Source organism: Streptomyces sp. NBC_01298, assembly GCF_035978755.1.
In the GTDB taxonomy this organism is placed as follows: domain Bacteria; phylum Actinomycetota; class Actinomycetes; order Streptomycetales; family Streptomycetaceae; genus Streptomyces.
This window is the reverse complement of the sequence record NZ_CP108414.1, coordinates 7,143,947-7,167,220: the sequence shown is the minus strand read 5'-3', so window position 1 is coordinate 7,167,220 and position 23,274 is coordinate 7,143,947. Positions and strand designations below refer to the sequence as shown.

The window sequence follows — 23,274 nt, the reverse complement described above, 5'->3', positions numbered from 1 at the left end:
CTCGCACTACAGGAGCACCGTGTGACGAGACCCACCAGCCGCGACGTGGCCACCGCCGCCGGGGTCTCCCAGGCCACCGTCTCCCTCGTCCTCGGCGACAAATGGCGCGGCCGCGTCTCCGAACGCACCGCCGACCTGGTCCGCGAAACCGCCACGACCCTCGGCTACCGCCCCAACCTCGCCGCCCGCAACCTCCGCCTCGGCTCCACCCGCACCGCCCTCCTCGTCGTCCCCGCCCTCACCAACGAGTTCTTCGCCCGCGTCTACACCGGCGCCGCCCGCATCGCCGCCGAACACGGCTTCGGCGTCGTCCTCTACCCCTCCCCCGACGGCACCGGCCCCGCCCGCGACCCCTTCGCCTCCGCCCGCGCCGCCCTCGACGGAGTCATCGCCTCCTCCATGGCCGCCGACGCCCTCCACGCCCTCGGCGGCGACGGACTCCCCCTCGTCATGCTCGACAGCGACCCCACCGCCGACACCGCCCACGCCCACGTCAACCTCGCCATCGCCGACGGCATGCGCCAAACCGCCGAACACCTCCTCACCCACGGCCACCACCGCTTCCTCCACCTCGCCTCCGCCATCGACTCCTGGACCTTCACCGTCCGCGCCGACGCCCTCGCCGCCCTCCTGCCGCCCCCCGCCGAGCTGCGCACCGTACGGGCCCACCTCAGCGTGGAAGCCGCCCGTACGGCCATGGAGAGCGCCCTGGACACCCCCGCGGACCGCCGCCCCACCGCCGTCGTCTGCGACGACGACATCCTGGCCGCCGGCGCCTGCAAAGCCGCCCGCCGCCTCGGCCTGCGCATCCCCGAGGACCTCTCCGTCACCGGCTTCGACGACCTCGCCCTCGCCACCGCCGTCGAACCCGAACTCACCACCGTCCACCTCCCCGCCGAACGCGTCGGCGAACAGGGCATGACCGCCCTCCTCGCCGTCCTCGAAGGCAGCCCGGGCAGCCTCCGTCCCCCGGTCGACATCCCGGTCCACCTCGTCGTCCGCGACTCCACGGGGCCCGCGCCGACCCTCTGACCAACCCCCGGGAACGCGAAAGCGCCCCCGACCCGAAGGCCAGGGGCGCTCACTCAGCACTCTTTTGCGACTACTCGGCTTCCTCTTCGGGAGCCTCGTCGTTCGACACGGCATCCGCCTGGGCGGCCGCCGGAACGTCCGCCTCCAGCAGCCGCGACAGCTGCCGGCCGCGGATCCGCTTGAACTTGCGCTGCTGGGCCCGCGTACGGTCCAGCACCGCCACCTCCAGCCGCTCCGCCGGAATCGACTTGTCCGTACCGTTCGCCTGGCTCGACAGCGCCTGCACCGCCAGCTTCAGCGCCTCGGACAGGGTCATCCCGTCCTGGTGCCGCTGATCGAGGTAGGTACTGATCTGCTCGGCATTACCACCGACCGCGACGGACCCGTGCTCGTCGACGATCGACCCGTCGTGCGGCAGCCGGTAGATCTGGTCCCCGGCAGCCGTCGCGCCGACCTCGGCGACGACCAGCTCCACCTCGTACGGCTTCTCCCCCGCACTCGAGAAGATCGTGCCGAGCGTCTGCGCGTAGACGTTCGCCAGCCCACGGGCCGTCACATCGTCGCGGTCGTAGGTGTATCCGCGCAGATCCGCGTACCGCACACCGCCGATCCGCAGGTTCTCGTACTCGTTGTACTTGCCGGCGGCCGCGAAGCCGATCCGGTCGTAGATCTCGCTGAACTTGTGCAGCGCGCGGGACGGGTTCTCACCGACGAACACGATGCCGTCGGCGTACTGGATGACAACGAGGCTCCGACCGCGGGCGATGCCCTTGCGGGCGTATTCCGCCCGGTCGGCCATGGCCTGCTGGGGTGACACATAGAACGGAGTCGACACCGGCTTTCCGTCCCTTTCTTCTGGACGACGAGGAGGTCAGAGGGTCAGAGCAGAGCGGCGCGCGGACCGTCGGGCTGCTCCAGCCGGCGGTTCGTGATCTTGCGGGCCAGCTCCGAGGACTCCTCGTCGGTCAGCCTGCGGAATCCCTCGTCCGTCATGACGGTGACGATGGGGTAGATGTGGCGGTAGAGGTCCGGGCCACCGGTCGCCGAGTCGTCGTCGGCGGCGTCGTACAGCGCCTGCACGACGAGCGTCGTGGCCTCCTCCTCCGTCAGCTTGGAGTGGTACAGCTTCTTCATCGAGCCGCGGGCGAAGATCGAGCCCGAACCGGTCGCGGCGTAGCCGTGCTCCTCGGAGCGGCCGCCGGTCACGTCGTACGAGAAGATCCGGCCCCGCTCCTTGGCCTCGTCGTACCCCGCGAAGAGCGGTACGACGGCCAGACCCTGCATCGCCATCCCCAGATTGCTCCGGATCATGGTCGACAGCCGGTTCGCCTTGCCTTCAAGGCTCAGGGTCGCCCCTTCGACCTTCTCGAAGTGCTCCAGCTCCAGCTGGAACAGCTTCACCATCTCCACGGCCAGACCGGCGGTGCCGGCGATGCCGACGGCGGAGAACTCGTCCGCCGGGAACACCTTCTCGATGTCCCGCTGGGCGATCATGTTCCCCATGGTCGCCCGCCGGTCACCGGCGAGGACGACCCCGCCGGGGAAGGTGGCGGCCACGATGGTCGTCCCGTGCGGCGCCTCGATGACCCCGTCGGGCAGCTTCCGGTTGCCCGGGAGCATCTCGGGCTGGTGCGCGCCCAAGAAGTCCATGAAGGACGACGACCCCGGCGTCAGGAAGGCTGCCGGCAGACGCCCTGTGCCAAAGTTGTTGGCTTCCACGCGTGTCCCTCCAAGTATGAGACGACCCGACGAGCAGCGTCGGGATCGTCACCCAACTTGCCGATGGCCGTATTGCAGTTGAAGCACAGTACGCCTCGGACCCTACCCGTCGCGTGGCAGTGATCCACATGTACGGCCGGGGCCTTTAGGCAGATACAGCAGACGCCACCTTGCGCCGCGATCATCTCGTCTCGATCGGCTTCAGTCATGCCGTACGCGCGCTTCAGATGACCCGCTCGACCCTCAGCCGCGCGACACACCTTGCATCGCGTCGACAGGCCGTCCGGAGCAGTCGCATTCCGATGCCATTCCGAATGGGGCTTGACCTCGCCGCAGCGAAGGCAAACCTTATGCCCTTCCGGCACTTCTACCCGGGGCCGAACCTTCCGGCCTTGGGAAATCTGGCGGTCACGGTGATAGTCGGCCATGCAATCGCGGCATTCACGTTGCAGGCCATCCAGGTTCGACCGCTTGATCGCGAAGGCTGTACGCGGCCGTTCCTCGCCGCACCGCGTACAACGCTTCGCATCTGACCCTTCGAGCACCCACCCCACCCTTCACCTTCGATTCGAAGATAAAACGGCCCTACTGCCCACCTTTTTGAACGAAGGAGCGCACGAAGTCCTCGGCATTCTCCTCCAAGACATCGTCAATCTCGTCAAGTACCGAGTCGACGTCGTCGGAGAGCTTTTCCTGTCGCTCCTTGAGGTCGGTCGATTCTTCGACCGCGGCCTCCTCGACCTCCTCGGTCGAGCGCTGCGCCTTCTGCTGTCCGCCGCCGGTGTCCTTGGTCGCCATGTCTAGCTCACCCCGCTCGGTTCGCACGCTCACGTGAAAGACCCCGCGAATTCGGGATCCCTCAAGATCAGACTCTACGTCGGACCCTACAAGGAGGGCCCGACATCCGTCCCGGTACTTTCATAACGTCCGGATGTGTTCATGATTCCCGGGCCGGGGGCCTTTCAGCCCCCGCGCCGGGTACCGGAAAGGCCTCAGCGGCCCGACAGCACCCGCACCAGGTCCTCCGCCGTGCGGCAGCGGTCCAGGAGCTCCTTCACGTGGGCACGGGTGCCCCGCAGGGGTTCCAGGGTCGGGACCCGCTGGAGGGAGTCGTGGCCCGGCAGATCGAAGATCACCGAGTCCCACGAGGCCGCCGCCACATCGTCCGCGTACTGCTCGAGGCACCGCCCCCGGAAGTACGCCCGGGTGTCCTCCGGCGGCTTGCTCTGCGCCCGTTCCACCGCCGTCTCGTCCAGCAGCCGCTTCATCTTGCCGCGGGCCACCAGGCGGTTGTACAGCCCCTTCTCGGGCCGTACGTCCGCGTACTGGAGGTCCACCAGGTGCAGGCGGGCCGCGTCCCATTCGAGGCCGTCCCGGCGCCGGTAGCCCTCCAGGATCTCCCGCTTCGCGATCCAGTCGAGCTCCCCCGACAGGCTCATCGGGTCGGTTTCCAGCCGGCCCAGTACGTCCTCCCAGCGGGCCAGCACATCCTTGGTCTGCTCGTCCGCGTCGGAGCCGAAACGCTCCTCCACGTACTTCCTGGCCAGCTCGTAGTACTCCATCTGGAGCTGTACGGCGGTCAGCGTCCGCCCGCTGCGCAGCGTGATCAGGTGCTGGAGGTCGGGGTCGTGGGAGACCTGGTGGAGGGTGCGTACGGGCTGGTCCACGGCGAGGTCGACGTTGATGTAGCCGTCTTCGATCATGGACAGGACCAGTGCGGTGGTGCCGAGCTTGAGGTAGGTGGAGATCTCGGAGAGGTTGGCGTCGCCGATGATCACGTGGAGGCGGCGGTACTTCTCCGCGTCCGAGTGCGGTTCGTCCCGGGTGTTGATGATGGGGCGCTTGAGGGTGGTCTCCAGGCCGACCTCGACTTCGAAGTAGTCGGCGCGCTGGCTGATCTGGAAGCCGTGTTCGCGGCCGTCCTGGCCGATGCCGACGCGGCCGGCGCCGGTGAAGACGAGGCGGGAGACGAAGAAGGGGGTGAGGTGGCGCACGATGTCCGAGAAGGGGGTTTCCCGCTTCATCAGGTAGTTCTCGTGCGTGCCGTAGGAGGCGCCCTTGTTGTCGGTGTTGTTCTTGTAGAGGTGGATGGGCTGGGCCCCGGGGAGCTGGGCGGCCCTGACGGCCGCCTCGGCCATGATCCGCTCGCCGGCCTTGTCCCAGAGGACGGCGTCGAGCGGGTTGGTGATCTCCGGGGAGCTGTATTCGGGGTGTGCGTGGTCCACGTAGAGGCGTGCGCCGTTGGTGAGGATCACGTTGGCGAGGCCGATGTCCTCGTCGGTGAGCTGGCTGTGGTCGGCGGCCTCGCGGGCGAGGTCGAAGCCGCGGGCGTCCCGCAGCGGGTTCTCTTCCTCGAAGTCCCAGCGGGCGCGTCGCGCCCGGTGCATCGCCGCCGCGTAGGCGTTGACGATCTGGGACGAGGTGAGCATGGCATTGGCGTTCGGGTGTCCCGGAACGGAGATCCCGTACTCCGTCTCGATCCCCATTACTCGCCGTACGGTCATGCGGCCCTCCTTGCCCGGCGGCGCTCCCGTTCGGGAGCGGCGCTCAAGTACCGCTGGTGCTCCGGTGCGTCGTGTGCGGTGCCCGTCCCCGCACTGCGCGACCTGCGGTATGGAAGAGCCTAGAACCACTCCGCGCTGGTGGGGAGATCATTTCAGTCATTGACTTTGCCCTGTCACCGGCTGAAAAGAGCGTTTGGTAAAGCAGTCGGCTGCGGGTGCCCTTGCCGGGCGCCCGCAGCCGGCCCGCTTGGTCAGAGGTACTGACCGGTATTGGCCACCGTGTCGATGGAGCGTCCGGTGTCCGCGCCTTGCTTTCCGGTGACGAGGGTGCGGATGAATACGATCCGCTCTCCCTTCTTTCCGGAGATTCGGGCCCAGTCGTCGGGGTTGGTGGTGTTGGGCAGGTCTTCGTTCTCCTTGAACTCGTCCACGCAAGCCTGGAGGAGGTGGGCGACGCGAAGGCCCTTCTGGTTGTGCTCGAGGAAGGCCTTGATGGCCATCTTCTTCGCACGGTCCACGATGTTCTGGATCATCGCGCCCGAGTTGAAGTCCTTGAAGTAGAGGACTTCCTTGTCGCCGTTGGCGTACGTGACCTCGAGGAAGCGGTTCTCCTCGGTTTCGGCGTACATCTGCTCGACGACGGTCTGGATCATGCTGTGGACGGTTTCCGCCGTGGAGCCCTGGTGCTCGCCGAGGTCGTCGGTGTGCAGGGGCAGGGTGGCCTTGAGGTACTTCGCGAAGATGTCCTTGGCGGCCTCGGCGCCGGGGCGCTCGATCTTGATCTTCACGTCGAGCCGGCCGGGGCGCAGGATGGCCGGGTCGATCATGTCCTCGCGGTTGGAGGCGCCGATGACGATGACGTTCTCCAGGCCTTCCACGCCGTCGATCTCGGCGAGCAGCTGGGGGACGATGGTGTTCTCCACGTCCGAGCTGACTCCGGATCCACGGGTGCGGAAGAGGGATTCCATCTCGTCGAAGAAGACGATGACGGGGGTGCCTTCGCTCGCCTTCTCCCTCGCACGCTGGAAGACGAGGCGGATGTGCCGCTCGGTCTCGCCGACGTACTTGTTGAGGAGTTCGGGGCCCTTGATGTTCAGGAAGTAGGACTTCCCGGTGGGCTGGCCGGTGACTTCGGCGACCTTCTTGGCAAGGGAGTTGGCCACGGCCTTGGCGATGAGCGTCTTGCCACAGCCGGGAGGGCCGTAGAGCAGGATGCCCTTCGGGGGCCGCAGTTCGTGTTCCTTGAAGAGGTCGGGGTAGAGGTAGGGGAGCTCGACGGCGTCGCGGATCAGTTCGATCTGGTCGCCCAGGCCGCCGATCTTGTCGTAGTCGATGTCCGGGACCTCTTCGAGGACGAGGTCTTCGACCTCGCTCTTGGGGACGATCTCGTAGACGTAGCCGGAGCGGGGTTCGAGCAGCAGGGAGTCGCCGGGGCGGATGGTGACGTCCAGGAGCGGCTCGGCGAGCCTCACCACCCTTTCCTCGTCGGTGTGCCCGACCACCAGGGCGCGCTCGCCGTCCTCCAGGATTTCCTTGAGGGTGACGATGTCCCCGGCCCGTTCGAACTCCATGGCCTCGACCACGTTGAGGGCCTCGTTGAGCATGACCTCCTGGCCTCGCCGGAGGTCTTCCGGTTCGACGCTGGGGCTCACGTTCACGCGGAGCTTTCGGCCGCCGGTGAAGATGTCGACGGTTCCGTCTTCGTTCGACTGCAGGAAGACTCCGAAGCCGGCCGGCGGCTGTGCGAGCCGGTCGACTTCTTCTTTGAGGGCCACGATCTGGTCGCGGGCCTCGCGCAGGGTGTTCGCCAGCCGCTCGTTCTGTGCGGAGACGCCTGCCAGGTTTGTCTGGAGCTCGACGATCCGCTCTTCGAGAATCCTCGTGTGTCGCGGAGAGTCGGCGAGCTTACGTCGCAGGACGGCGATTTCCTGCTCGAGATAGGCAACCTGGCCGGCGGGGTCCTCAGACCCTCGCCCGGGCCGGATGCCGCGGTTGATGTCGTCGTCGTGGGCTGCCACGGTCCTCACCTCCTCCAAGGGGAGCTGGACGCTTTCTGACCCTACCTGGGCTGGTGGTGATTGAAACCCCTAGATCACAAAGACGGTAGGGGTGTGTCCGATCTTCACCCTTGCGTACTCCCTCCCGTCAAGGAAATACCCACCCATCAACATCGGAAAGCAGCCGGTTGTAAGGTCGAACTGTTCAACACCCGTCAGAGCTCGTGCGACTTGCCTCGCGTTGTGACCGGGATGGATCACTCAGAGCAGGGAACGGCAGGGGATATGACCGTGCAGCAGGAGGCGGCGACCGAGGAGAACACGGGCGCCGCGGGCGTGGCCGGAGAGCCGCTGGAGGTCTGGATCGACCAGGACCTCTGTACGGGCGACGGCATCTGCGTGCAGTACGCACCGGAGGTGTTCGAGCTGGACATCGATGGTCTGGCGTACGTGAAGAGCCCTGCCGACGAGTTGCTCGTGGAGGCGGGGGCGACCACTCCGGTTCCGCTGGTGCTGCTCCAGGACGTGGTGGATTCCGCGAAGGAATGTCCCGGGGATTGCATCCATGTAAGGCGGGTTTCGGACAGGGTGGAAGTCTTCGGTCCGGACGCCCAGTAAAGGTCCCGGTGAGGGTTCAAACACCTGAGGGGGTCGAGTCCGTAAGCTCCTGGCGGAATTTTCCGCCGGTCCAGCGCCACTTGGCGAGCTGCTTGGTGTCGGGGCTGTAGCGGGGCACTTCGGGCGAGGAGTACCCGAGGAGGCTCGCGGTGACGAGGCCGTCGCGGATGGTGAGGTCGGTGGCGGTCTGCTTGCGGCCGGCTTCGAGGAGTGTGGCGACGACGCGGGGGGTCGCGGTCTTCGCGCGGTCTTGGGCGAGGACGTAGATGGCGTGCGGCGGGGTGCCCGAGCCGGCGTCGCAGCGGACGGCCGCGACGGTTTCGGGGCGGCCGTCGCCGTCGAGGTCGCCTTCGGCGGTGGCCGTGACGGCTTGTGGGAGGCCTTTGCAGTCCAGGGGGTACGTGACCGCGTGCGCGTCGGGAGCGGCCGTCTGGGGGCCGTTCGCGGGGCTCTTGGGTGTGGTTCCACCGGTGGTGTGCACCGGGTCCGCGGAGGCTCCGGTGGCCCGGTCGGGCTGTAGGAGTCCGGCGCCGGCTATGACGGCGGCCAGGGCCGAGGCGGTGGCCAGCCAGTGGACGGGCCGGGTCCGGTGGTGCGCCGGGGCGTGGTTGCTCGGCGCCGGCTCGGCGGGGCTGTGCGGCACGCGGGGTGTCTCCTGTGCGAAGGGTGACGGGGAGCCAGCATCGTGCCACACCTCACATCGGGGTGGAACGGGTGGGTCCGGACCGGTCGGGCCGCCGGCGCGGGGCCGGCCCGTAGGGCAACGAAAAGACGCTGTGCCGCAGTTCCCGGATGTTTCGGGGGAACTGCGGCACAGCGTCTTCGTGTTGGTGGCGCGGGGCGCCCCGCCGGGTGGCGGGGCGCTCCTGGGGGCGTCGGCCGCTCAGGCGCCGTCGCCGGTGTCGGCGGTGATCTCGGCTGCGGCCGTGGCGGCGGTCTCCGCGGTCTTGGCGGCGGACTGGCTGCCAGGACCGTCGTAGTCCTCGCCGTAGGCGCCCTTGGAGGGGCGGCGGCGGCGCATGGGCGGCTCGACGCCGTCCGCGAGGCGGCGGGCGGTGACGAGGAAGCCGGTGTGGCCGATCATGCGGTGGTCCGGGCGGACGGCCAGGCCTTCGACGTGCCAGTTGCGGATCATCGATTCCCAGGGCTGCGGTTCGGCGTAGCAGCCGAACTCGCGGATGGATTCGACGGTCCGGGAGAGCTGGGTGGTGGTGGCCACGTAGCAGCAGAGGATGCCGCCGGGGACCAGCGCCTTGGAGACGGCCTCCAGGCACTCCCAGGGGGCGAGCATGTCGAGGATCACGCGGTCGACGTCCGTGTCGGACAGGTTGTCCTGGAGGTCGCCCACGGTGAGCTGCCACGCGGGGTGCGGGCCGCCGAAGTAGCGCTCGACGTTGGCCGTGGCGATCTCGGCGAAGTCGGGGCGGCGCTCGTAGCTGTGGAGCATGCCCTGGTCGCCGATGGCGCGCAGCAGGAAGCTGCTCAGGGAGCCGGAGCCGACGCCCGCTTCGACGACGCGGGCGCCGGGGAAGATGTCGGCGAAGGCCAGGATCTGGCCTGCGTCCTTGGGGTAGACCACGGCGGCACCGCGGGGCATGGACAGGACATAGTCGGGGAGCAGGGGTCGCAGCGCGAGGTAGGCGACGTTGCCCGTGGTACGGACAACGCTTCCCTCGGGGGAGCCGATCAGCTCGTCGTGCGGGAAGGAACCCTTGTGGGTGTGGAAATTCTTCCCGGCTTCGAGCGTGAACGTGTAGTGGCGGCCCTTGGGGTCGGTGAGCTGTACCTGGTCCCCGACCTCGAAGGGCCCGCGTCGGCGGGCGGCACCGGTCGGTTCGGACATGTGACCAGTGTATTGGCTTCAGGACTGGGGCCGCGCCATGGCCTTCACGAAGGCCTTTTCCACGTCGAGGGTGGACAGGACGCCGTAGATGGCGCCGTCGGGTTGCAGGACGAGGTATTCGGTGGCGGGGGTGGCGCGCAGGTGGTCGAGGAGTTCTTCGCCGCCGAGGTCCGCTGAAACCTTCATGCCGTCGGTGAGGTCTTGGGCGAGGGTGCCGGCGGCGACCCAGGGGCGGCGGTGTTCGGGGACGGAGGCGATGGCGCTTTCGCGGACGATGCCGGTGGGGTCTCCGAGTCCGTCGACGATGACGAGGGCGCGGGCGCCGGCTTCGTTGGCGCGGCGGAGGGCTTCGGAGAGGGGGGTGGCGTTCTCGACGGGGATGGCGCGGCGGGTGAGTTTGCGGGCGTGGAGTTCCGGGAGGTGTTCGCGCAGGCGGGCGACGCGGAGGCTGTTGCCGGCTCCGGTCCAGATGATGCCGGCGAGGATCGCGGCGAGGAGGGCGTCCATGACGGTGTCCATGCCGCCGATGTCGTCGGTGGGGTTGCCGAGGGTCCCGGTGTTGTTCAGGAGGGGCAGGCCGAGGAGGACGGCGACGGCGAGGGCGCGGCCGGCCCAGGCGGCGGCGATGGTGCCGGTCATGGGTTTGCCGGTGATGCCCCAGATGACGGCGCGGAGCATGCGGCCGCCGTCGAGGGGGAGGCCGGGGAGGAGGTTGAAGGCGGCGACGAGGAGGTTGGAGATCATGAGGCCGGCGAGGAGGACGCCGGGGACGCTGGCGGGTTCGACGGTTTTCATGCCGAGGTAGAAGGCGCCGGCGAGGAGGAGGGAGAGGAGGGGGCCGACGAAGGCGAGGACGAATTCGCGGCCGGGGGTTTCGGATTCCTTCTCGATTTCGGAGACGCCGCCGAAGAACTGGAGCTGGATGCGGCGGACGGGGAGTTTGAAGCGGAGGGCGGCGATGGTGTGGGCGAGTTCGTGGACGAGGACCGAGGCGTAGAAGGCGACGGCGAAGAAGAGGGCCACGAGGTAGCGCAGGGTGCCGAGGTCGGGCAGGATCCGGTCGAGCTGGTCGCCGAAGACCCAGGTGATGAGGGCGGCGACGAGGAACCAGCTGGGCGAGACGTAGACGGGCACGCCGAAGGGGCGGCCCATGAGGAGTCCGCCGCCCGGTCCTGAGCGCCGGCCCGCGCGCTCGCCGGTTTCGTCGGTGTCTGCCACGGTTGTCCTTCGTTCGCTGCTGTCCGGTGCGGTGGTGCGCCGGTGGTTCGGGTGTCTTTTTCCCGTGGTGTCGGGGTGCGGCGTCGCGCGGTGTGATGCTCCGATCATGCAGTGCGAGGGGGGTCGGCGTCGATGGTATGCGCGTGCTGTCGGTGGCGGGTCGTAGGGTTTTGTCCATGACGACGAGCCCCGGCAGCGGTCCGGACGATGCAGTGAGTGGTTCCGTGCCCGGACAGGTGCCCGGTTCCGAGCCCGGTGTGGCGCCCGGTTCCGGTGCGGTGCCCGCGCAGGCGGTGGCCGTGGCGCCTTCTTCGCTGTCGCCTTCGCGGGCCAGCGATTTCATGCGGTGTCCGCTGCTGTACCGGTTCCGGGTGATCGACAAGTTGCCGGAGAAGCCGAGTGCGGCGGCGACGCGCGGGACGCTGGTGCACGCGGTGCTGGAGCGGCTCTTCGATCATCCGGCGCCGGAGCGGACGGCGCCGCGGGCGAAGGCGTTGATTCCGGGGCAGTGGGACCGGCTGCTGGAGTCGAAGCCGGAGTTGTCGGAGCTGTTCCCGGGGGGCGACGAGGGGGCGGGGCTGGCGCGCTGGCTGACGGAGGCCGAGGCGTTGGTGGACCGGTGGTTCACGTTGGAGGACCCGACGCGGCTGGAGCCGGTGGAGCGGGAGTTCTTCGTGGAGACGGAGCTGGAGTCGGGGCTGCGGCTGCGCGGGATCATCGACCGGGTGGACGTGGCGCCGACGGGTGAGGTGCGGATCGTCGATTACAAGACGGGGAAGGCGCCGCGGCCGGAGTACGCCGAGGGTGCGCTGTTCCAGATGAAGTTCTACGCGCTGGTGGTGTGGCGGCTGAAGCGGGTGGTGCCGCGGCGGCTGCAGCTGGTGTATCTGGGCAGTGGGGACGTGATCACGTACGACCCGGTGATCGAGGACCTGGAGCGGATGGAGCGCAAGCTGCTGGCGCTGTGGGAGGCGATCCGGGAGGCGACGGTGACGGGTGACTGGCGGCCGCGGCAGTCGAAGCTGTGTGGCTGGTGTGATCATCAGGCGGTGTGTCCGGAGTTCGGTGGTACTCCCCCGGTCTATCCGCTGGCGCTGCCGTCCGCCGGGCGGGGCGAATCCTGATCTCGGCGTCAGGGCAGAATGGGCCGGGTTACCTGGTGGTGTCCGGATGAACCCGAAGACCCGATGGCCCGATGATCCGATGAGCCCTACGAATACGAGGTGGACCCCGTGGCGATCCGCGTACTGCTGGTCGACGATCAGCCCCTGCTGCGTACCGGTTTCCGGATGATCCTGGAGGCCGAGCAGGACTTGGCGGTGGTCGGGGAGGCCGGGGACGGTCTGCAGGCGCTGGACCAGGTGCGGGCGTTGCAGCCCGATGTGGTGCTGATGGACATCCGGATGCCGCGGATGGACGGGGTGGAGGCGACGCGGCAGATCACGGGTCCGGGCCGGGACGGTCCGGCGAAGGTGCTGGTGCTGACGACGTTCGATCTGGACGAGTACGTGGTGGAGGCGCTGCGGGCCGGGGCCAGCGGGTTCTTGCTGAAGGACGCGCCGGCGACGGAGCTGGTGCAGGCGATCCGGGTGGTGGCGGGTGGCGAGGCGATGCTGGCGCCGAGCATCACGCGGCGGCTGCTGGACAAGTACGCGGGGCATCTGCCGTCGGGTGAGGACACCGTCCCGGACATGATCGCTTCGTTGACGGAGCGTGAGGTCGAGGTGCTGAAGCTGGTGGCCCGGGGATTGTCGAACGCGGAGATCGCGGCGGATCTGTTCGTGAGCGAGACGACGGTGAAGACGCATGTGGGTCATGTGCTGACGAAGCTGGGTCTGCGTGACCGGGTGCAGGCGGCGGTGTACGCGTACGAGAGCGGTCTGGTGCGTCCGGGGGCCGGCCAGTAGGCAGGCCACCGGACCGCTCGGCCGGCGGCTCTGTTCGCCGTTTCGCAGGTACGGGTACGGGCCCGCTTCCGCTTCGTGCGGAGGCGGGCCCGTACCCGTCGCGTTTGCCCCGGGCGGGTGGCTCAGCCCTTGCTGATCTCCCAGAAGCGGAAGACGGTGGAGGCGTCCAGGGACCACTGCAGGCCGGTCACGTTCTGGCGGGTGACGGCGTACTGCTTGCTCTGCCAGAGCGGGAGCAGGGGGATCTCGTCGGCGACGATGTCCTGGAGGCGGGCGTAGTCGCCGCTGGCGGAGGAGCGGTCGGCCTTGGCGGAGGTCGACGGGATGATGCTCCCGGTGATCTCCTTGTTGTCGTAGTTGTTGTGCAGCACGTTGTCGGGGCCGAAGAAGGGCTGCGTGAAGTTGTCGGCGTCGGGGTAGTCGGGGACCCAGCCCTTGACGTAGACGCCGTACTTGCCCGCCTGGATGTCCTTCTCGTACTGCTCGAACTCGACGGACTTGACGTCGGCCTGGAAGAGGCCGCTGGCGTTGAGCTGCTTGGCGATGAGCTGGAATTCCTGGTCCGTCGAGGGGCCGTAGCGGCTGGGCGTCGAGTACAGGGTGATCTTGACCTTGTCCTTGATGCCGGCCGCGCGGAGGGTGGCCTTGGCCTTCTCGGGCTGGGGGGCGCCGCCGTAGCGGTCGAAGAAGGCGGTGGTGTGGGAGGCGATGCCGGCCGGGACGATGGAGTAGAGCGGGGTGGCGGTGCCGTCGTAGACCTCGCGGACGAGCGCTTCGCGGTCGACGAGGTAGGCGATGGCCTTGCGGACGGGGAGCTTCCCGGCGACGGGGTCGGCCGTGTTGAAGACGAGGTGTTCGACTTCGGCGCCGGCGCCCTGGACGACTTCGACCTTCTGGTCGCCGGTCTGGGAGGCGAGGCCGGCGATGTCCTTGGCGGCGAGGCCGCGGAAGGCGAAGTCGACGTCTCCGCTTTCGAGGACCTTCTTGAGGGCGGCCTGGTCCTCGTTGAAGAACTTCATGGTGACGCCGCTGTTCTTCGGCTTGGCCTTGCCGGTGTAGCTGTCGTTGACGGAGAAGGAGGCGCTCTTGTCGTCGATGGAGTCCAGCTTGTAGACGCCGGAGCCGATGGCCTTGCCGTCGGTGCGGAGTTTGTCGGCCGGGTACTCGGTGTGGTCGACGATGGAGCCGGCGCCGGACGCGATCTTGCTGGGGAAGGTCGCGTCGGGGGCCTTGAGGTGGAAGACGATGGTCTTGTCGTCGGGGGTGTCGATGGTGCCGATCGACGCGAGCATGACGGCGGGGCCGTTCTCGTCGTTGATCTTGAGGGTGCGCTCGAAGGAGTACTTGACGTCCTTGGCGGTGAGGCTGTTGCCGTTGCTGAACTTCAGGCCGCCGCGCAGGGTGCAGACGTAGGTCTTGCTCTCGTTGCCCTCGAAGCCGCAGGACTGCGCCGCGTCGGGTTCGGGGTTGGTGCCGCCCTTGGGGAAGCCGAGCAGTGACTGGAAGACGTTGTTGAAGAGCAGCCAGGAGCCGGGGTCGTAGCCCGAGGCGGGGTCGGTGGCCTTCACCTTGTCGGATATGCCCATGACGACGCCCTTGCCGCCGCCGGCGGCGTTGGAGCCGTCGGTCGCACCGCATCCGGTCAGCAGCGCGGCGGCGGTGGCCGCTCCGAGGGGGGCGACCAACCACTGGTTCCGTGTCTTCACGCGAACATCCTTCTCAGTCTTACTGGCTCGTCTGGTTCTGGTGCCGGGGAGGGCCGGCACCAGGACCTGGTGCCGAGGGCTTGGTGCCGGGGCGTCAGCCGCTGACGCCGCGGCCGAGTTCCCACAGCTGGAGGTCGGAGATGGCGTTGACCGACCATTCCACTCCGGTGATCCCGTCGCGTGCGGCGACGTACTGCTTGCCCTGCCACAGGGGCAGGACGGGTACGTCCTCGGCGACGATGTCCTGCATCTCCGCGATCGCGGGGCCGGCGACGCCCCGGTCGACGGCGCGGCGCGATTCGGGGATGAGCTTGGTGCGCACCGTGGTGTTGGCGTACGGCGTGCCCAGGAAGTTGTCCTGCTCCAGGAAGGGGGCGAGGAAGTTGTCGGCGTCGGGGTAGTCGGGGAACCAGCCGAGCCCGTAGGCGGCGTATTCGCCCTTCTTCTGGGCGGGCCGGAAGTCGGCCCAGTCGGTGCCCTGGACGGTGATGTCGAAGAGCCGGGTGGAGTTCAGCTGGGCCTTGAGGGCTTCGAACTCGGCCGCGGTGCCGTCGCCGTAGTGGTCGTTGGTGTAGTGGAGGGTGAGCTTGACCGGGGTTTTGATCCCGGCGGCCTTCAGCAGGTCGGCGGCCTTGGCGGTGTTGGCTTCGCCGTACTTGTTGAAGAAGGAGTTGACGTGGCCGGTCACGGTGGTGGGGACCAGTGAGTACAGGGGCTGCGCGGACTTGCCGTAGACCTTGGTGATGAGGGCGTTCCGGTCGACGGCCGCGGCGAGGGCCTGGCGTACGGCCTTGTCCTTGACGGTGGGGGCGTCGGTGTTGAAGCCGAGGTAGCGGATCTCCAGGCCGGGCATGGGGACGAGCTTGATGCCCTTGGGGGGCTTGGCGGAGAGTTCGGTGATCTGCGCGGGCGACAGGGTGCGGGAGACCATGTGGATGGTCCCGTCCTCGAGTGCCTTGCCGACGGCTTCGGAGTCCTCGAAGGTGCGCAGTTCGGCCTTGTCGTTCTGGAGTTTGAGGTCGCCCCGGTAGTGCGGGTTCTTGGTGAAGACGGCGCGGACGAGGCGGTTGTCCTTGACTTCGGCCTTCATCGTGTAGGGGCCGGAGCCGTCGACGTTGAAGCCGGTGCGGAGCTTTTTGGCGTCGTACTTCTTGGCGCTGACGATGCCCGCGGCGGGGGTGGAGAGCTTCTGCGGGAAGGTGGCGTCGGCGGTCTTGAGGTGGAAGACGACGGTGTCGGTGCCCTTGGTCTCGACGGTGTCGATGGTGGAGAGCAGCGAGGAGGGGCCGTTCTCGTCCTTGATCGCGAGGACGCGTTCGATGGAGAACTTGACGTCCTTGGCGGTGAGGGGGCTGCCGTCGGCGAAGGTGAGGCCGGTGCGCAGGACGCAGCGGTAGCTCTCGTTGCCGGTGTCGGTGAAGCGGCAGTCGTTGGCCGCTTCGGGGACGGGGCTGCCGCCGCCGCGCGGGGTGTGCATCAGCGTCTGGACGGTCTGGCGGAGGATGTTCCAGGCGCCGGCGTCGTAGGCGTAGGCGGGGTCGAGCGGGGCGGGGGCGTATTCGGCTGCCTCGAACCGGTCGGTGGTGCCGACGACGATCGTTCCGGATCCCGCTCCTGCGCCGCTGGTGCTGCCGCAGGCGGTCAGCGCGGGGGTGAGCAGTCCGGCGGCTGCCGTCAGCGCCATGGTCTTGCGGTTCATGCTGGTAGTACTCCCTCGACCCGGCACTTGTTCAAAGCTGGCGTGGAGGGCATCGCGACGGTCGCCCGTTCTGGGCGGAACGATCGGGCCGGTGGTGTGACGATCGGTCCACGCGGTTCCGGATACAGGGGTGTGTGTCCGGGACGGCTGAGGTGCGGCGCAGTGCCCGGATCGACATTAGTGGCCTGCGGAGGGGTGGCTTGAACCGTGTGGCGCGGGGGTGTTGTCGCTCTGTCGCGGGAGCTGACGGGGGGTGTGCGCGGGGGCGTGCGCAGATTCGGTCAGGTGCTGATCAATGGGGACACAAGGGGTGGTGCGGGAGGGCGCGCAGTGGTGCGAAGGGGTCTTTGCGGGTGACAAAGGTCACCCGGGACAACTCCCCCGGTAGGGATGGAATTTCGGCCTCCGGGGAAGTGCGCGGGAGATCCGCCCGCGGGACCTTGGTCCTGGGGCGGATCGTCCGGTACGGAGCGTGCGCGGTCAGTTCAGCGGAGTGATGAGGGAGCGCAGGAAGGGCAGGTCGACGTCTTCGAGGGAGCGGACGATGGTGCGGCCGGGGGCGGGTGCGATGAGGCCCACGGAGGGGATGGCGACGACCCTGCATCCGGCGGCTTCGGCGGCGGCGACGCCGGTGGCGGTGTCCTCGATGACGGCGCAGCGGGAGGGGTGGGCGCCGAGGGCGCCGGCGGCGAGGAGGTAGGGGTCGGGGTGCGGCTTGGTGCGCGCGACCTCGTCTCCGGCGACGGTCATGGTGAAGCGGTCGCGGCCGAGGGTGAGCAGGACCTGGTCGATGACGCGCCGGTGGGAGGCGGAGACCAGGGCGGTGGGGACGTTGTGCCGGGCGAGTTCGCTCAGGAGGCGTTCGGCGCCGGGCATGAGGGGGACGCGGTCGGCGATGCGGGCTTCGAAGCGCTCGTTGAGCAGGACGCTGAGTTCGGCGAGGCCGATGTCGGCGCCGGTGGCTTCGATGAGGAAGGCGCCGCTGCGGGTCATGGGGCCGCCGACGACGATGTCGCGCCAGGATTCGTCGAGGCGGTGGCCGAGTTCGCCGAAGACGCCGACTTCGATCTCCCACCAGAATCCCTCGGTGTCGACGAGGGTGCCGTCCATGTCGAGCAGCACCGCCTGCAGGGCGTGTCCGTCGGCCGTACGGGCGACGGGGGCGGGGACTGTGCTCGTCATGCGCGCACCTTTCCGGGGGTCCGTTGGGGACGAGAAGGCCGGTCACCTCGCCTCCGGGGGTGTGCCCGGGGGAACAGGTGACCGGCCTGTATGGGACCGACTAGTGTACGCCGGTCCGTCTCGATGTGCGTTGTATTACGCCGCCGCCTGCGCGGGGGCGCTTTCCGCGGGCGCCGGGGTGCGTCTCAGCGGGCGTTGAAGTACTTCGCTTCGGGGTGGTGGATGACGATGGCGTCGGTGGACTGCTCGGGGTGGAGCTGGAACTCCTCGGAGAGGTGGACGCCGATGCGCTCCGGCTGGAGGAGGTCGGCGATCTTGGCGCGGTCCTCCAGGTCGGGGCAGGCGCCGTAGCCGAGGGAGAAGCGGGCGCCGCGGTACTTCAGGTCGAACATGTCCTCGACCTTGGAGGGGTCCTCGCCGCCGAAGCCGAGCTCGGCGCGGACGCGGGCGTGCCAGTACTCGGCCATGGCCTCGGCGAGCTGGACGGAGAGGCCGTGGAGCTCCAGGTAGTCGCGGTAGGAGTCGGACTCGAACAGCTTGGCCGTGGCTTCGCCGATCTTGGAGCCGACGGTGACGACCTGGAGGCCGACGACGTCGATCTCGCCGGATTCCTCGGGGCGGAAGAAGTCGGCGAGGCACAGGCGGCGGCCGCGGCGCTGGCGGGGGAAGGTGAAGCGGGTCCGCTCGTTGCCGGCGTCGTCGAGGATGATCAGGTCCTCGCCCTTGGAGACGCAGGGGAAGTAGCCGTAGACGACCGCGGCTTCGAGGAGGTTCTCGGTGTGCAGCTTGTCGAGGAGGCCGCGCAGGCGCGGGCGGCCCTCGCTCTCGACGAGTTCCTCGTAGGTGGCGCCGCCGGCGCGGGCCTGCTTGAGGCCCCACTGGCCCTTGAAGAGGGCGCCTTCGTCGAGCCAGGAGGCGTAGTCCTTGAGCGGGATGCCCTTGACGACGCGGGTGCCCCAGAACGGCGGGGTGGGGACGGGGTTGTCGGTGGAGGTGTCGGAGCGGCCGCCGGGCTCTTCGGTCTCCTCCACCGCCTGGGGGGTGTCGCGCTTGGCGACGCGGCGCTGCTTGAGCTCGGGGAGGCTGGCCCCCGGGACTCCGCGCTTGACGGCGATGAGGGCGTCCATCAGGCGCAGGCCCTCGAAGGCGTCGCGGGCGTAGCGGACTTCGCCCTCGTAGATCTCGTGGAGGTCCTGTTCGACGTAGGCGCGGGTGAGGGCGGCGCCGCCGAGGATGACCGGGTAGTCGGCCGCCAGCTTGCGCTGGTTGAGCTCCTCCAGGTTCTCCTTCATGATCACCGTGGACTTGACCAGCAGGCCGGACATGCCGATGACGTCGGCCTTGTGCTCGGCGGCGGCTTCCAGGATCGCGGAGACCGGCTGCTTGATGCCGATGTTGACGACGTTGTAGCCGTTGTTGGTCAGGATGATGTCGACGAGGTTCTTGCCGATGTCGTGGACGTCGCCGCGGACGGTGGCCAGGACGATGGTGCCCTTGCCCTCGTCGTCGCTCTTCTCCATGTGCGGTTCCAGGTGGGCCACCGCGGTCTTCATGACCTCGGCGGACTGCAGGACGAAGGGGAGCTGCATCTGGCCGGAGCCGAACAGCTCGCCGACGACCTTCATGCCCTCCAGGAGGGTGTCGTTGACGATGTCGAGGGCGGGGCGGGTCTGGAGGGCCTCGTCGAGGTCGGCGCCCAGGCCGTTCTTCTCGCCGTCGATGATGCGGCGCTGCAGGCGCTCGTCCAGCGGCAGGGCGAGGAGTTCCTCGGCGCGGCCGGCCTTCATCGACTTGGTGTTGACGCCTTCGAAGAGGGCCATCAGCTTCTGCAGCGGGTCGTAGCCCTCCGCGCGCCGGTCGTAGATCAGGTCGAGGGCGGTGGTGACCTGCTCCTCGGTGAACCGGGCGATCGGCAGGATCTTGGAGGCGTGCACGATCGCGGAGTCCAGGCCGGCCTTGACGCACTCGTCGAGGAAGACGGAGTTCAGCAGGACGCGGGCGGCCGGGTTGAGGCCGAAGGAGATGTTGGAGAGGCCGAGCGTGGTCTGGACGTCGGGGTGGCGGCGCTTGAGTTCGCGGATCGACTCGATCGTGGCGATGCCGTCCTTGCGGGACTCTTCCTGGCCGGTGCAGATGGTGAAGGTCAGGGTGTCGATGAGGATGTCCGACTCGAGGATTCCCCAGTTCCCGGTGAGGTCCTCGATGAGGCGCTGGGCGATGGCGACCTTGTGTTCGACGGTGCGGGCCTGGCCCTCCTCGTCGATGGTCAGCGCGATCAGTGCGGCGCCGTGCTCCTGGGCGAGGCGGGTGACCTTCGCGAAGCGGGATTCGGGGCCGTCGCCGTCCTCGTAGTTGACGGAGTTGATGACGGCGCGGCCGCCGAGCTTCTCCAGGCCGGCCCGCAGGACGGGGACCTCGGTGGAGTCCAGGACGATGGGCAGGGTGGAGGCGGTCGCGAAGCGGCCGGCGAGCTCCTTCATGTCGGCTACGCCGTCGCGGCCGACGTAGTCCACGCACAGGTCGAGCATGTGCGCGCCTTCGCGGATCTGGTCGCGGACCATCTCCACGCAGTCGTCCCAGCGGGCTTCGAGCATGGCCTCGCGGAACTTCTTGGATCCGTTGGCGTTCGTGCGCTCGCCGATCGCCATGTACGAGATGTCCTGGCGGAAGGGGACGGTCTGGTAGAGCGAGGAGGCGCCGGGCTCGGGGCGGGGGTCGCGGACGGCCGGGTTCAGGCCGCGGACCCGCTCGACGACCTGGCGCAGGTGTTCGGGGGTGGTGCCGCAGCAGCCGCCGACCAGGGAGAGGCCGTACTCGCGGACGAAGGTCTCCTGGGCGTCGGCGAGCTCGCTCGCGGACAGCGGGTAGTGGGCGCCGTTCTTGCCGAGGACCGGCAGGCCCGCGTTGGGCATGCAGGAGAGCGGGATGCGGGAGTTGCGCGCGAGGTAGCGCAGGTGCTCGCTCATCTCGGCGGGGCCGGTGGCGCAGTTCAGGCCGATCATGTCGATGCCCAGGGGCTCCAGCGCGGTCAGCGCGGCGCCGATCTCCGAGCCGAGGAGCATCGTGCCGGTGGTTTCCACGGTCACGGAGCAGATCAGCGGGACGGAGACGCCGAGGGTCTCCATGGCGCGGCGGGCGCCGACGATGGAGGACTTGGTCTGCAGGAGGTCCTGGGTGGTTTCCACGAGGAGCGCGTCGGCGCCGCCGGTGATCAGGCCTTCGGCGTTGATCTGGTAGGCGTCGCGGATGGTGCCGTAGTCGATGTGACCGAGGGTGGGCAGCTTGGTGCCGGGGCCCATCGAGCCGAGGACCCAGCGCTGCTGTCCGGTGGAGGCGGTGAACTCGTCGGCGATCTCGCGGGCGATCCGGGCACCGGCGAGCGACAGCTCGTGGTTGCGGTCGGCGATGTCGTATTCGGCGAGGGCGGCGTAGTTGGTGCCGAAGGTGTTGGTCTCGACGCAGTCGACGCCGGCCTCGAAGTACTCGCGGTGCACGTTGGCCACGATGTCGGGGCGGGTGACGTTGAGGACCTCGTTGCAGCCTTCGAGCTGTTCGAAGTCTTCCAGGGTGGGGTCCTGGGCCTGGAGCATGGTTCCCATGGCTCCGTCGGCGACGACCACGCGGGTCGCCAGTGCCTGGCGGAGGGCATCGGCCCGGGTCTGGGTGTCAGCGGGCGGGTTCGGCAACGAGGCCATGGTTGAGCTCCCTGGGATGCGACGGCTGTCGGCTTTGCACCCCCTCTGTGTCAAGGGTGCACGCGGCCAGGGTAACGGGGGAGACCCGGCCCCGGTGAGGCCGTCCCACGTGGCGGACTGCATTCTGTGCCCGGGGGATGGCGACTTCCGGCCGGGGTGTCCTGGGCCACTCGTATCGGTGGACTCTGCCCTCATCATGCACAAAGTCGGCATCGACCGATAGTGTTCAGCATTGTCGAACTACGTCAGCAGGAGGCTGCGCGATGGCACGGAACATCCAGTCGCTCGAACGAGCCGCTGCGATGCTGCGGCTCCTGGCGGGCGGCGAGCGCCGGCTGGGCCTCTCGGACGTTGCCTCTTCCCTCGGCCTGGCCAAGGGGACGGCACACGGGATCCTGCGCACGCTGCAGGCCGAGGGCTTCGTGGAGCAGGACCCGGCCTCGGGCCGCTACCAGCTCGGCGCGGAGCTGCTGCGCCTGGGCAACAGCTATCTGGACGTCCACGAACTGCGGGCGCGCGCCCTGGTCTGGACGGACGATCTGGCCCGTGCGAGCGGGGAGAGCGTGTACGTGGGGGTGCTCCACAAGAGCGGGGTGCTGATCATGCACCACGTGTTCCGGCCCGACGACAGCCGTCAGGTGCTGGAGGTGGGCGCCATGCAGCCGCTGCACTCCACGGCCCTGGGCAAGGTGCTGTCCGCGTACGACCCGGTGGCGCACACGCAGGTCACGGAGGTGGAGCGGGAGGCGTTCACGCCCCGCACGGTCACCGACGGCGCCGGCTTCGAGGAGGTGCTGGGTCTGATCCGGGCCCGGGGCTGGGCCAGCGACGTCGAGGAGACCTGGGACGGGATCGCCTCGGTGGCGGCCCCCATCCACGACCGCCGCAAGATGCCGGTCGGCGCGGTGGCCGTCGCGGGCGCGGTGGAGCGGGTGTGCGGGGAGTCCGGGGAGCCGCGGGCGTCCCTGGTGGCGTCCGTACGGGACTGCGCACGGTCGGTTTCGCGCGATCTCGGAGCGGGCCGGTTCTGACCTTGGCGTGACCCCATCGCCCCGCCTTGACCACCCAAGAGCCACGCCAAAGTGGCATTTGGGTGGTTTTTGGCGTTTGATGATCACTTATTGGCGCGTTTTGTTCGATCACACCGGCCGGTAACGATCCGGCTCATTGGCCTGGTCAACCCTTGACGCCCGCTTCATCTGGGCGGAAAACTGCCGTTCATCGGTCGGCAATGCCGAACACCTACCGGCAATAAGCGTTAGGGTGTGGCAAGGCCAAGGACCGGTGCAGCACTCACCGAGTGCGTGGACCGCCGGAGGGACCCGGCGGCCACCACCCCTGAACGACAAAGGAGTCGCGGGTGTCCAGCTCCGACATCTTCATCGGCGAGACCATCGGTACCGCCCTGCTCACCCTGCTCGGTGGCGGCGTGTGCGCCGCACTGACGCTCAAGAGCTCCAAGGCCCGGGGCGCCGGCTGGCTCGCGATCACCTTCGGCTGGGGTTTCGCCGTCCTGATCGCCGCCTACGTCTCCGCGCCGCTCTCCGGTGCGCACCTCAACCCGGCGGTCACGGTCGGCATCGCGATCAAGGACGGCGCCTGGGGCGACGTTCCGGTCTACTTCGCCGGCCAGCTGCTCGGCGCCATGATCGGCGCGGTGCTGATGTGGCTCGCCTACTACGGCCAGTTCCGCGCACACCTGGCCGACCCGGAGCACATCCGTGACGCCAAGCTCGGCCCCGAGGACCCGCACCCGCACGACGTGGCCGGCCCGGTGCTCGGGATCTTCGCCACGGGCCCCGAGATCCGCAACGTCGTGCAGAACCTGACGACCGAGATCATCGGCACCGCCGTCCTGGTCCTGGCCATCCTGACCCAGGGCCTGCAGGACGACGGCAAGGGCCTCGGCGTCATCGGCGTCCTGATCACCTCGTTCGTCGTCGTCGGCATCGGCCTCTCGCTCGGCGGCCCGACCGGCTACGCCATCAACCCGGTCCGCGACCTCGGTCCGCGCATCGTCCACTCCCTGCTGCCGCTGCCCCACAAGGGCGGCTCGGACTGGAGCTACTCCTGGATCCCGGTCCTCGGCCCCCTGGCGGGCGCCGCGCTCGCCGGCGGTCTGTACAACATCGCGTTCGCCTGATCAGCAATCGG

The 23,274-nt window shown here is 68.7% G+C and carries 19 protein-coding genes; 6 read left to right on the top strand and 13 right to left on the bottom strand.

Annotation, left to right across the window (positions count from 1 at the left end):
* The first annotated feature begins 21 nt into the window (after positions 1 to 21).
* Positions 22 to 1,032 carry a LacI family DNA-binding transcriptional regulator gene (locus OG730_RS32550; protein WP_327307575.1) on the top strand — a complete coding sequence of 337 codons (1,011 nt, stop codon included), beginning with the start codon at positions 22 to 24 and terminating at the stop codon, positions 1,030 to 1,032.
* A 70-nt stretch (positions 1,033 to 1,102) separates the two neighbouring features.
* Here OG730_RS32550 and prcA read toward each other — a convergent pair whose 3' ends face one another.
* The 6 genes from prcA to arc all read right to left on the bottom strand — a co-directional run bounded on the left by prcA (position 1,103) and on the right by arc (position 7,273).
* The gene (gene prcA / locus OG730_RS32545; RefSeq protein WP_254384775.1) at positions 1,103 to 1,867 is read right to left on the bottom strand and encodes a proteasome subunit alpha; all 765 of its coding nucleotides are present in this window, start codon (positions 1,865 to 1,867) and stop codon (positions 1,103 to 1,105) included.
* Positions 1,868 to 1,911: 44 nt separating this feature from the next.
* The gene (gene prcB / locus OG730_RS32540; protein WP_327307574.1) at positions 1,912 to 2,751 is read right to left on the bottom strand and encodes a proteasome subunit beta; all 840 of its coding nucleotides are present in this window, start codon (positions 2,749 to 2,751) and stop codon (positions 1,912 to 1,914) included.
* Positions 2,703 to 3,179, bottom strand: coding sequence for an endonuclease VII domain-containing protein (locus OG730_RS32535; RefSeq protein ID WP_327307573.1), 477 nt, complete (start codon positions 3,177 to 3,179; stop codon positions 2,703 to 2,705). The genes prcB and OG730_RS32535 overlap by 49 nt, the downstream gene beginning before the upstream one ends.
* Before the next feature lie 157 nt (positions 3,180 to 3,336).
* Positions 3,337 to 3,549, bottom strand: a complete 213-nt coding sequence (locus OG730_RS32530; protein WP_133898495.1) for a ubiquitin-like protein Pup — start codon at positions 3,547 to 3,549, stop codon at positions 3,337 to 3,339.
* 194 nt (positions 3,550 to 3,743) lie between these two features.
* The gene (gene dop, locus OG730_RS32525) at positions 3,744 to 5,255 is read right to left on the bottom strand and encodes a depupylase/deamidase Dop (protein ID WP_266910138.1); all 1,512 of its coding nucleotides are present in this window, start codon (positions 5,253 to 5,255) and stop codon (positions 3,744 to 3,746) included.
* 251 nt (positions 5,256 to 5,506) lie between these two features.
* Positions 5,507 to 7,273 carry a proteasome ATPase gene (arc, locus tag OG730_RS32520; RefSeq protein WP_250740357.1) on the bottom strand — a complete coding sequence of 589 codons (1,767 nt, stop codon included), beginning with the start codon at positions 7,271 to 7,273 and terminating at the stop codon, positions 5,507 to 5,509.
* A gap of 264 nt (positions 7,274 to 7,537) precedes the next feature.
* On the opposite strand from arc, the gene OG730_RS32515 reads away from it, so the two are divergent.
* A complete protein-coding gene (locus OG730_RS32515; protein ID WP_327307572.1) occupies positions 7,538 to 7,870 on the top strand; it encodes a ferredoxin in 333 nt (110 codons plus the stop codon).
* Between the two features lie 16 nt (positions 7,871 to 7,886).
* On the opposite strand, the gene OG730_RS32510 is transcribed toward OG730_RS32515, so the two are convergent.
* The 3 genes from OG730_RS32510 to OG730_RS32500 all read right to left on the bottom strand — a co-directional run bounded on the left by OG730_RS32510 (position 7,887) and on the right by OG730_RS32500 (position 11,039).
* On the bottom strand, positions 7,887 to 8,513 hold the full coding sequence (locus OG730_RS32510) for a hypothetical protein (protein WP_327307570.1): 627 nt from the start codon (positions 8,511 to 8,513) through the stop codon (positions 7,887 to 7,889).
* Between the two features lie 240 nt (positions 8,514 to 8,753).
* Positions 8,754 to 9,713, bottom strand: a complete 960-nt coding sequence (locus tag OG730_RS32505; RefSeq protein WP_327307569.1) for a tRNA (adenine-N1)-methyltransferase — start codon at positions 9,711 to 9,713, stop codon at positions 8,754 to 8,756.
* Positions 9,714 to 9,731: 18 nt separating this feature from the next.
* Positions 9,732 to 11,039, bottom strand: a complete 1,308-nt coding sequence (locus OG730_RS32500; RefSeq protein ID WP_327307568.1) for a site-2 protease family protein — start codon at positions 11,037 to 11,039, stop codon at positions 9,732 to 9,734.
* A 68-nt stretch (positions 11,040 to 11,107) separates the two neighbouring features.
* On the opposite strand from OG730_RS32500, the gene OG730_RS32495 reads away from it, so the two are divergent.
* On the top strand, positions 11,108 to 12,055 hold the full coding sequence (locus OG730_RS32495; protein WP_442815085.1) for a RecB family exonuclease: 948 nt from the start codon (positions 11,108 to 11,110) through the stop codon (positions 12,053 to 12,055).
* 108 nt (positions 12,056 to 12,163) lie between these two features.
* Positions 12,164 to 12,838, top strand: coding sequence for a response regulator (locus OG730_RS32490; RefSeq protein ID WP_327307567.1), 675 nt, complete (start codon positions 12,164 to 12,166; stop codon positions 12,836 to 12,838).
* Between the two features lie 122 nt (positions 12,839 to 12,960).
* On the opposite strand, the gene OG730_RS32485 is transcribed toward OG730_RS32490, so the two are convergent.
* The 4 genes from OG730_RS32485 to metH form a co-directional block, all read right to left on the bottom strand.
* A complete protein-coding gene (locus OG730_RS32485; protein WP_327307566.1) occupies positions 12,961 to 14,544 on the bottom strand; it encodes an ABC transporter substrate-binding protein in 1,584 nt (527 codons plus the stop codon).
* A gap of 94 nt (positions 14,545 to 14,638) precedes the next feature.
* On the bottom strand, positions 14,639 to 16,243 hold the full coding sequence (locus OG730_RS32480) for an ABC transporter substrate-binding protein (protein ID WP_327307565.1): 1,605 nt from the start codon (positions 16,241 to 16,243) through the stop codon (positions 14,639 to 14,641).
* A gap of 480 nt (positions 16,244 to 16,723) precedes the next feature.
* Positions 16,724 to 17,425 (bottom strand): HAD family hydrolase, encoded by a 702-nt coding sequence (locus OG730_RS32475; protein WP_327307564.1) that lies wholly within the window; start codon positions 17,423 to 17,425, stop codon positions 16,724 to 16,726.
* A 185-nt stretch (positions 17,426 to 17,610) separates the two neighbouring features.
* A complete protein-coding gene (gene metH, locus OG730_RS32470) occupies positions 17,611 to 21,120 on the bottom strand; it encodes a methionine synthase (RefSeq protein WP_327307563.1) in 3,510 nt (1,169 codons plus the stop codon).
* Between the two features lie 263 nt (positions 21,121 to 21,383).
* Here metH and OG730_RS32465 point away from each other — a divergent pair, with 263 nt between their 5' ends.
* Both OG730_RS32465 and OG730_RS32460 read left to right on the top strand, forming a co-directional pair.
* Positions 21,384 to 22,151, top strand: a complete 768-nt coding sequence (locus OG730_RS32465) for an IclR family transcriptional regulator (protein ID WP_327307562.1) — start codon at positions 21,384 to 21,386, stop codon at positions 22,149 to 22,151.
* Between the two features lie 329 nt (positions 22,152 to 22,480).
* Entirely contained in the window at positions 22,481 to 23,263 is a 783-nt protein-coding gene (locus OG730_RS32460) for an MIP/aquaporin family protein (RefSeq protein WP_327307561.1), read from the top strand.
* Positions 23,264 to 23,274 lie beyond the last annotated feature (11 nt).

Excerpts from the sequence above, each read along its gene's own strand:
- OG730_RS32535 (WP_327307573.1), bottom strand. The coding sequence starts at position 3,179 with ATGGCCGACTATCACCGTGACCGCCAGATTTCCCAAGGCCGGAAGGTT.
- OG730_RS32530 (WP_133898495.1), bottom strand. The coding sequence starts at position 3,549 with ATGGCGACCAAGGACACCGGCGGCGGACAGCAGAAGGCGCAGCGCTCG.
- dop (WP_266910138.1), bottom strand. The coding sequence starts at position 5,255 with ATGACCGTACGGCGAGTAATGGGGATCGAGACGGAGTACGGGATCTCC.
- OG730_RS32515 (WP_327307572.1), top strand. The coding sequence starts at position 7,538 with ATGACCGTGCAGCAGGAGGCGGCGACCGAGGAGAACACGGGCGCCGCG.
- OG730_RS32505 (WP_327307569.1), bottom strand. The coding sequence starts at position 9,713 with ATGTCCGAACCGACCGGTGCCGCCCGCCGACGCGGGCCCTTCGAGGTC.
- OG730_RS32500 (WP_327307568.1), bottom strand. The coding sequence starts at position 11,039 with ATGATCGGAGCATCACACCGCGCGACGCCGCACCCCGACACCACGGGA.
- OG730_RS32495 (WP_442815085.1), top strand. The coding sequence starts at position 11,108 with ATGACGACGAGCCCCGGCAGCGGTCCGGACGATGCAGTGAGTGGTTCC.
- OG730_RS32480 (WP_327307565.1), bottom strand. The coding sequence starts at position 16,243 with ATGAACCGCAAGACCATGGCGCTGACGGCAGCCGCCGGACTGCTCACC.
- OG730_RS32475 (WP_327307564.1), bottom strand. The coding sequence starts at position 17,425 with ATGACGAGCACAGTCCCCGCCCCCGTCGCCCGTACGGCCGACGGACAC.
- metH (WP_327307563.1), bottom strand. The coding sequence starts at position 21,120 with ATGGCCTCGTTGCCGAACCCGCCCGCTGACACCCAGACCCGGGCCGAT.
- OG730_RS32465 (WP_327307562.1), top strand. The coding sequence starts at position 21,384 with ATGGCACGGAACATCCAGTCGCTCGAACGAGCCGCTGCGATGCTGCGG.